The following is an 8,050-nucleotide window of genomic DNA, read 5'->3' as shown; positions in this document are numbered from 1 at the left end:
GCTCCATTTGGGAAAAGAGCGATATCAGGCTTTAGTAAAGATTTTAAAGGGAAGGAGTGTATCGTAGAATATGAGAACGGATCGAATTTTGCAGAGATGCCCAATGAGTTTAGAGTTTTGCCTATGTCCTTGTGGAACGTTGCTCTAGAAGTACATACGGGAAGAATTTATACGCTTTTGGGCTCAGGAACATTAGTCTTCATCACTTTTGCTGGACTAATTGTTTTCTGGGTTTTAATTTCAGGTTATATCATTCGTAAAAAGAAGAAATAGCCGAGCCTAATCCCATTGTCTAAGTTAACTCATAACTGATTTTATATAAATTATAAATAACCAATCATTCTCAATATAGATTTTTTTGACAATAATATTTTACTGTCCACTATTCTATCTGTATGTTTCCCTAAAAGTCGGACCGAAAATAATTAGACCAAATTCATTAAATTAGTACAGTGGCATGGATTCAAGTCATATTAAGCGTTTGAAGGAGCTTGAAGAGGAGAATCTTCGTCTAAAGCATATGTATGCTGATTTAGCTTTGGACAATAAGATTCTGAAGGATGTTATCGAAAAAAGCTATAGAGCCCGAGGTAAAGAAAGAGGTTGTAACAGAAATAGTAACGGATTACGATATCAGCATCACTCGGGCATGCAGGTTAATGTCGATTCATCGTTCGTATTTCTACTATGCTAAAAAGAAGAATGATGATGAGGTATTACCGTCCTAAAAATGGGTAGCTAACACATCATATGCTTTCAGTTACACAAAAAAATACCTGACTAAATTTAATTAGACAGGTATTTATATACTCTTTTTAAAATTATTTATTCATCAACCTCTTCTTCTTTATCCTTCACTAATACGACCTTTTTAAGATCCACATCATCGCCTTTCACTTCAACATCAATTAATTTTTCTTCGTAGCCTACGAAAATAAGTCTTACCCTATATTCTCCATTCTCAGCTACATTCAACGAAAACGTACCATCTTTGGCTGTTATTGTTCCCATTAGAACTTCTGAATCAGCATTAAGTAAAGTTATAGCCACGCCTGCCATGGGCTCTTTTTGATCATTGACTACTGTCCTTCAATATTTTGTGCCATCAGCAATGTTGGGATAAAGCACAACAAGAATAACATCATTCGTTTCAACATAATTTTAGGTTTTAGTTTATATATTATTTCAAAGAAACACCCTATAACATTCTTTTTATCAACACCTTATAAATGTAATAAAGATTTTAAGATTAATATTAAAGCTTGTCCTTTTTAATAGACTCATTATGAATAATTACGTTAAATAGCACTCCCTATTTCTTCTCTATTAAACTCACATCTTCTATTTTTTCTTTCAAAAAAGTATAGCCTGCCTCCAATAGCCTTTTGGGGGCAACTAATTGGTTTGTCAGAATAATTTCGCGTGTTTTCTCTTTTCCAAATATGAGTTGCAATACAAGCTCTGGAATGTAAAGTGTTATAAAAGTTTTCTTTCTCTTTTTTACCTCACCTACTAATTCTTTCATCGTTATATTATGCGGTGCTACTAAGTTATAGATTCCTTCACAATCTTCATTCTCCAATAAATAATGGATTGCTCCAACTTCATCAGAGATATCTATCCAAGGTAAATAATTATTTCCCTTGCCCGTAACTACAGCCACACCAAACTTAAAAGGCATTAATACTTGTTGCATCAATAAGCTATTGGGCGATAACACAACACCAGTACGTATTATTATTTTTCGGATAGGTGCTTCAAATTCACGAATAGGTTTCTCCCATTTGGCACAGACATCTGCCAAGAAAGAATGTTCACCTTTAGGAGAAAACTCATCACATACCACATTCGAACCTCCCAGCTGTCCATAATATCCAGCTGCAGAAGCCTGAATCCACACCTTTGGCATATCGGGACATTGGCTCATACTTTTATTTACAGCGTAAGCAGCTTCTACCCTACTATTTAGAATACGTTCTTTTTGTTTGGTTGTCCACATTTTATCGCCTATATTCTCTCCTATCAAGTTTATAAAAGCATAAGCTCCATCTAATATAGAAGTGATTGCATCTTGTCCATTCCACTCTTCAAAAGACACATTTTTAGAATCTTTGTATTTTTCGGGTGAGCGAGTGAGTACTACCACCTTATAATTACTTTTTAAAGTTTTTACAAGTTGACTACCGATTAACCCAGTACCTCCTGAAATAACAATCTTCTTCATATATTATATTATTAGACCTTTTAGGATATAACACTTGATAGGCTTATTAAGATTTAGCTTTAGTGATAAATCATCTATTCCACATCTAAAGGTAACTCTATAAAAAAGTAGAAGCTTTATTTAGCCTCTACTTTATATTGATGTTTAACAAAAATATTAGCCTATTCTTAATCCATTGGGAGTAGGTGTATCTACAGTAAGTAATGTTACTTCATCTCCTTGCACAGCACCCAACACCAAGCATTGGCTCTGGATGTTAGCAATCTGCTTAGGAGGAAAATTAACAACTGCAATAACTTGCTTCCCTACCAATTCTTCTGCACGGTATAACTTTGTTATTTGAGCAGAAGATTTGAGAATACCTAGCTCACCAAAATCTACATAAAGAATATAAGCGGGTCTTTTTGCCTTTTCAAAAACTTCAGCACTAAGAATAGTACCTACACGCATTTCAACTTTGGAGAAATCACTCCAATCTATTCGTTCCATATCTACTTTTGATTTTTTTATTATTATGATTCGCTAGCAGAATCATTGAACCTAAAGGAATCTTCTATTTACTTTCTTGTTTTACTGTAGTTACAAGCTTGATCTATTGCCCTATTTATATTGTCATATTCCTTAAACTGTAATTTAGTAGCAATCTGTAATACTTTATCCCAGCGCTTTAATTGAGCCCAAGAATCTACTCGTAATCTTAAAATTGAGTCGTACAAGATGTGTGAAAAATGCTCCACATAGAAGTTGGATATAGCATTCAAGTGAGTATCTATCGCTCTTTGAATATTCAATATTCTATTATATTCTTGATTTGTATTGAGCGAATGGTAACGATTCACCTGCAATTTTGATTCAATCTTTTCAAGCTGAATGATACATCCAGCATAATCTCTACTCTTAAAAAGGCATAGCGCAATGTTATACAAATTAGAAACAGAAGGATTTGTCAAACTAATCAATAATTGATAGGCTTCAGCATATTGATTAAGGTCCATCAATCTTATAATTTCATTCTCCATATTTGGAGTTGGATCGGGTAATGGTCGTTTAGGAGTTTGGAACGTCATAAAATAAATTTATAATTATCAGAAGATATTAAAGGAAATAAATATAAAGGGGATAAAAAATGCCCCTTTTACTGAAAGCGGCATTTTTATTTATCTCATTCTTGTTGATTATCTATCTCAACTACAATATATCGATCTATCAACTCCTTAGTCCACTTCGAGTTTACCAAAGAATCAAGCGTCAGTATAAAATCATTTAAATCACATACAATAAAGTGAGATTCTTCCGAATTATTATTAATTAAATATTTATTCTGATAATTTCGTACGACTCTATCACAACTACCATTATTAAATGGATAAAGAACAATAAAGTTCCCTTCTCTATTCAGCTTTTCATCAGTAGACATATTGTAACACAACATATGATCTCTCCATAATTGAGAATAAGGGGGTAAAGATATTTCATCGATTACACCTGACTTAAAGTACCCCGATTTTTTTGTAAGCTGAGTATATTCAGCTCTGTGTTTATTCAGCGTTCTTAAGGCTTTTTCCTTACTTTCTTCACGCATATTTTCACTATACTTCACTTCTATACCGAAAAACTTATCGTGTCCCGTCAAAGATGTATATTCCACATATACATCAAAGGCTGAATAGTCGGGTTTTCCTCTACGAGTAGAGTATTCATAAACGACAGAAGAGACTTCAGCCACCTCTTCCGGGAAAATCTCTTGAAAAAACTGGGTAGCCAAATCAGAATTAAAACTCATTTCTCCAAACAGATTAAAACAAAGAGGCTGCGAAGAGAGTAAGTTACTTCTTAAGCGATCCATCATAATCATAGCATGGTCTTTGCTCCCTAATTGCAATGCTTTATCTACCACTTTAGAAATATTTGTAGTCAAAAAGTTGACTCCTTTTTCTCCCAAACTTGTATCTATTCGATTTCCGATATCTTCCCCCTTGAATTTACCCATGGCATAACCTTTCCAAGTACGCCACTTACTTTGTAAAAGACGGGCATGAGCCTGAAAGGCGGTATCACTCTCACGGTAAGCATTATACTTTTTCAATTCCTCTATAGGAGGTTTTCTTTTGATCCGATTGGCCATATTTCTTCTCATTTGGATTTATGTAGTACAAGATAGAAACTTCACTAGTAAATAACTATTTGTAGACTAGTTTTTAATGAATCTCATCTTTATTGTTTTACATAAAGAAGTAAGATAGATAGTCTATATAACTTTATATTCTATTTGTTTTGTTCTACTTTTTGCAGTGCCAACTTCTTCTTCCGTTGATCACTCAATATAACCAAGACTACAGAAGCTAAAATTAAAATTAATCCGATCATTGATTGAGAAGTGAAATATTCAGAAAAAACAAGAATACCCACAGATACAGCTACAAGAGGCTCCATGGAACCCAATATGGCAGTAACTGTAGATCCTGCATACTTAACAGCCAAGATAAGGGCAAAATCGGATATCACAGTTGCCAAAAAGGCCAAAGCTATTAAGTAAACACCAGCCTTGAAACTAGGTATGGCCTGCACTCCCCCACCATCAAACTGAGCATAAACAAAAAAGATAATTGCTCCAGCTAAAATAACATAAAACGTTAATACGTCTGCGGGAAGTTGCCCTACTTTCATTTGATTTAGAGCTACTATATACGTCCCATAGGTAAGTATGGTTAAACTGGCTAAAAACACCCCTAAAAGATTCATTGATACACCATCAGTCCAACACATTAAAGCAACACCTAATAATGAAAGGAGTGCTGCTATAATGAGAGACTTCGATTTTTGTTCTTTAAAGAATAAAACCATTAGTAAACTCACACAAATAGGATAAAGAAAATGAATCGTAGTTGCTACCCCACTAGCTATGTAATTATAGGAGTAAACAAGAAATAAAGCCGTAAGTGCATATAATCCTCCTAAAGCAAAGATTGGCAGTATCTGTTTCTTTTCTATTTTTAGGCTATCACTGCGGAACAAACAAATTATTCCCATCATAATAGCGGATAAGAAAAATCGATAAAATAAGATATTAGCTTCATTTACTCCTAAATCCTCAACTAAAGGAATTGTAAAAAGAGGAATAAGACCAAATGTCCCAGATGATATCATGGCATAAATGATGCCTTTAAAACTTGTCAAACCTTTCATAACTCACTTATACTATCAATGTTTTTTATTTATCTTATAAATTGAGCACAAAGGTAAATAAGAAAAAGGAATACAGTCTCTCTTTAGATGAAGTTCACACTAAATATTTCTATTTGAGTGCCAATAGCTATCAATCTCTTGAATTCTCCTTAAGTCTTTTTTACGACCAAAGAAGTTTAGAATACGTTTCATCTCTGAAAGAGTGGGCATCTTCACTTCTATTCCTTCTATCTGAATAGTTTCGTATTCTTCAATGATTAAAGGCATCCACTGTCCTGCTTTCTTCACTTTTAATTCACCTTGTGTTTCCACCTCGATTAAAGGGAACTTGAAATTAGCAAAATGAGAGCAGAAAAGATCATTCTCTTTCATATTCGGATGGGGATTATAGTATTTCCCCCAAGCTGCTTTTAGCATATCCACATCTCGAACTGAACACAGAATATCAATATCATGTGTTCTCTTCAAGGATACATCATGAAGTATCAAAGCCGAGCCTCCGATAATGTAAAAGTCGTCTTGTAATAATTTTAAATCAGGGGCTAACTTTCCCAGTGTTTCTAATATGATATCTTTCATCGTTTTCTTTTTTCTAATATACTAAAATAGATGTATCTACTTTAATCTTTTGCAATTTCTCTCTTAGCTTTTTCCCAACCAATCATACAAGCTTTGCGATCGCTACCCCAATGATATTGTCCTATTAATCCTTCTTTCCTTATAACTCGATGACAAGGTATGATAAAACTAATTGGATTCCTTCCTACCGCAGAAGCCACTGCCCGCACAGCTTTTTCATTTCCTGCAATATGAGCTACATCCGTATAAGTAACCAAATGCCCCATCGGTATAGACAACAAAGCTTTCCATACTTTAATTTGAAAGGGCGTCCCTTTTAGACATAAGTTTAAAGGAGTATTATGGGCTTTAAATATATTATCTACCCACTTTTTTATGAGCATATCATTGCGCTGAAAAGTTGCATTAATCCACTCTTTATGAAGTTCATCAATAAGTATATCCTCCGATGCCTCCTCTGTAATGAAATTTAGATTACACAAACCTCTAGAGGTGTAGGCTAAAAAACATTCACCAAAAGGAGAAGATGAAACTCCATAAATAATAGACACTCCTTTCCCTTTTGCCTTGTACTCTCCAGGGGTAACAGATTCTATATTGACCATTAAATCATAAGCCCTAGAAGCCGAAGAAAGTCCAACTTTATCAGAAGCTTCTATTATATTTCTCGATTGACTAAGTTCTTTTTTTAGTGCTTCAACTGTTAAATAACTTACAAACTGCTTAGGGCTAACTCCAGCCCACTCAGTAAACAATCGCTGTAAGTGATATGGACTAACTCCTATCACTTGGGAAAGTTTATCTAAAGAAGGTTGCTCATTAAAATGCTTTACCAAGTATTCTATAGCTTTTGCTATCTGATTATAATATGACATATCTTAAAATACTCTGTTTTATAGTGTTCGGCTAAAGGTAATGTAGATTAAAATAGCTAACAACCCGAATCTTGCTAAAATAAAAAAACTAAAGGCTATCTAAATAATAGCCTTCAATTTAAAAGCAAATGCAATTTTACTAAATGAGAATCAACAAATAGTCTTAACGACCTTTCTTTATCTATTTATTCTCCAAAGTTTTCCTTTTGGTGTAACATAAGCAGTGATCTTTCCTTCCTTTTCCAATTTTTCTAAATCTTGCTCAGCTTCAAAATAACCATATTCTGCTAGGATAGAAAGCTCCTTCACTGTCATTGTTTGAAAGTGACGCATTAAAGCTAATGGGTATTTATCATATTCTCGTTTTTGAGCTAACGGATCTAGTTTTAAAATATAATTTTCATAATCAGGGTAAGCATGAACGCCATAAAGTATTTTGTGATCTCCTGCTAAATTAAAGAAAAACAAAGTAGGAAAACCTCTCACCTTTAATTCTTTTCCTAATTCTAAATCGTGCATAAAATCACTTTTTCCCTTTCCTTTTATATCTAATTGAATTTGATCTATATCTAACTTAGTTTCTTGAGCTGCTTTAAGAATAACATCCTCTTTTGCTATATTTTTCTGACCAACAAACAACATCTCACGCAAATGCCTTAACAAATCATCGGCTTTATCCTGACTTTGTAATTGTGCAGCTTTATAAGCAATTGAGGGTGGAAAAGAGGAATTTAATGGATCATTCAACCATATTCCACCATTAATAGGAACTCTATAATGGTCGCTTGCTTCATCCCAAAGCTTAGCAAGATCTTCAGAAGTATAGAAGTCACCAGGATCATACCCCTTACCAAAAGCTGGTAAAAGTCCTCCCATATGACAATCGAAAACAAACACATGACCATATTCTAATTTAAGTTTACGTAAAACACCCTCTATAGCCCAACAAGCAGAACATATGGGGTCTGTGTAGTAAATTATACGCATAGGAAGTTCTTGATTATTCTGAACCTTTATGTGAGGTTGCTCTTGTGCACCTGCACTTACCTCACAGAATCCTGTTTTAGGATCACATTGTAATGGGTTTTTATTAGTCATATTCTTCGATTTATTATAAAGTAGAATAGCCCTCTTTAATGGCTACTCCTATTGTAATATAACAAGAAAACAGAACTAATTGTTGAGA

Annotated in this window: 9 protein-coding genes and 2 pseudogenes; 2 read left to right on the top strand and 9 right to left on the bottom strand. The window is 33.9% G+C overall.

Annotated features, from left to right (window positions below; all coding sequences use genetic code 11):
• Positions 1 to 273, top strand: a pseudogene (locus K8V80_RS09865) (PepSY domain-containing protein); the annotation flags it as partial.
• A 184-nt stretch (positions 274 to 457) separates the two neighbouring features.
• The gene (locus K8V80_RS09860; RefSeq protein ID WP_276777532.1) at positions 458 to 694 is read left to right on the top strand and encodes a hypothetical protein; all 237 of its coding nucleotides are present in this window, start codon (positions 458 to 460) and stop codon (positions 692 to 694) included.
• A gap of 131 nt (positions 695 to 825) precedes the next feature.
• Here the strand turns inward: K8V80_RS09860 and K8V80_RS09855 are convergent.
• The 9 genes and pseudogenes from K8V80_RS09855 to K8V80_RS09815 all read right to left on the bottom strand — a co-directional run.
• A pseudogene (locus K8V80_RS09855) lies at positions 826 to 1,074 on the bottom strand (carboxypeptidase-like regulatory domain-containing protein); the annotation flags it as partial.
• A 238-nt stretch (positions 1,075 to 1,312) separates the two neighbouring features.
• Positions 1,313 to 2,224 carry a TIGR01777 family oxidoreductase gene (locus K8V80_RS09850; RefSeq protein WP_276777529.1) on the bottom strand — a complete coding sequence of 304 codons (912 nt, stop codon included), beginning with the start codon at positions 2,222 to 2,224 and terminating at the stop codon, positions 1,313 to 1,315.
• 156 nt (positions 2,225 to 2,380) lie between these two features.
• Positions 2,381 to 2,713, bottom strand: a complete 333-nt coding sequence (locus tag K8V80_RS09845; RefSeq protein ID WP_006744466.1) for a tRNA-binding protein — start codon at positions 2,711 to 2,713, stop codon at positions 2,381 to 2,383.
• Positions 2,714 to 2,781: 68 nt separating this feature from the next.
• On the bottom strand, positions 2,782 to 3,291 hold the full coding sequence (locus K8V80_RS09840) for a hypothetical protein (RefSeq protein WP_276777525.1): 510 nt from the start codon (positions 3,289 to 3,291) through the stop codon (positions 2,782 to 2,784).
• A 95-nt stretch (positions 3,292 to 3,386) separates the two neighbouring features.
• Positions 3,387 to 4,361 (bottom strand): PGN_0703 family putative restriction endonuclease, encoded by a 975-nt coding sequence (locus K8V80_RS09835; RefSeq protein WP_276777523.1) that lies wholly within the window; start codon positions 4,359 to 4,361, stop codon positions 3,387 to 3,389.
• A gap of 128 nt (positions 4,362 to 4,489) precedes the next feature.
• Complete coding sequence (locus tag K8V80_RS09830) at positions 4,490 to 5,401, bottom strand: EamA family transporter (protein ID WP_040310325.1); 912 nt, start codon at positions 5,399 to 5,401, stop codon at positions 4,490 to 4,492.
• A 108-nt stretch (positions 5,402 to 5,509) separates the two neighbouring features.
• Positions 5,510 to 5,989, bottom strand: coding sequence for a DUF6036 family nucleotidyltransferase (locus K8V80_RS09825; protein ID WP_276777521.1), 480 nt, complete (start codon positions 5,987 to 5,989; stop codon positions 5,510 to 5,512).
• Positions 5,990 to 6,030: 41 nt separating this feature from the next.
• A complete protein-coding gene (locus tag K8V80_RS09820; RefSeq protein WP_276777519.1) occupies positions 6,031 to 6,864 on the bottom strand; it encodes a methylated-DNA--[protein]-cysteine S-methyltransferase in 834 nt (277 codons plus the stop codon).
• A gap of 177 nt (positions 6,865 to 7,041) precedes the next feature.
• A complete protein-coding gene (locus K8V80_RS09815; protein WP_276777516.1) occupies positions 7,042 to 7,962 on the bottom strand; it encodes a DsbA family protein in 921 nt (306 codons plus the stop codon).
• Positions 7,963 to 8,050: the final 88 nt, after the last annotated feature.

It is taken from the genome of Bacteroides coprosuis, from assembly GCF_020741705.1.
Classification (GTDB): domain Bacteria; phylum Bacteroidota; class Bacteroidia; order Bacteroidales; family Bacteroidaceae; genus Bacteroides_E; species Bacteroides_E coprosuis.
The sequence above is the reverse complement of the archived record's forward strand: the minus strand, read 5'-3'. Positions and strand labels throughout refer to the sequence as shown.

Bases quoted from the DNA above. Each gene is read 5' to 3' on its own strand.
- K8V80_RS09860 (WP_276777532.1), top strand. From the start codon at position 458: ATGGATTCAAGTCATATTAAGCGTTTGAAGGAGCTTGAAGAGGAGAAT.
- K8V80_RS09850 (WP_276777529.1), bottom strand. From the start codon at position 2,224: ATGAAGAAGATTGTTATTTCAGGAGGTACTGGGTTAATCGGTAGTCAA.
- K8V80_RS09845 (WP_006744466.1), bottom strand. From the start codon at position 2,713: ATGGAACGAATAGATTGGAGTGATTTCTCCAAAGTTGAAATGCGTGTA.
- K8V80_RS09840 (WP_276777525.1), bottom strand. From the start codon at position 3,291: ATGACGTTCCAAACTCCTAAACGACCATTACCCGATCCAACTCCAAAT.
- K8V80_RS09835 (WP_276777523.1), bottom strand. From the start codon at position 4,361: ATGAGAAGAAATATGGCCAATCGGATCAAAAGAAAACCTCCTATAGAG.
- K8V80_RS09825 (WP_276777521.1), bottom strand. From the start codon at position 5,989: ATGAAAGATATCATATTAGAAACACTGGGAAAGTTAGCCCCTGATTTA.
- K8V80_RS09820 (WP_276777519.1), bottom strand. From the start codon at position 6,864: ATGTCATATTATAATCAGATAGCAAAAGCTATAGAATACTTGGTAAAG.
- K8V80_RS09815 (WP_276777516.1), bottom strand. From the start codon at position 7,962: ATGACTAATAAAAACCCATTACAATGTGATCCTAAAACAGGATTCTGT.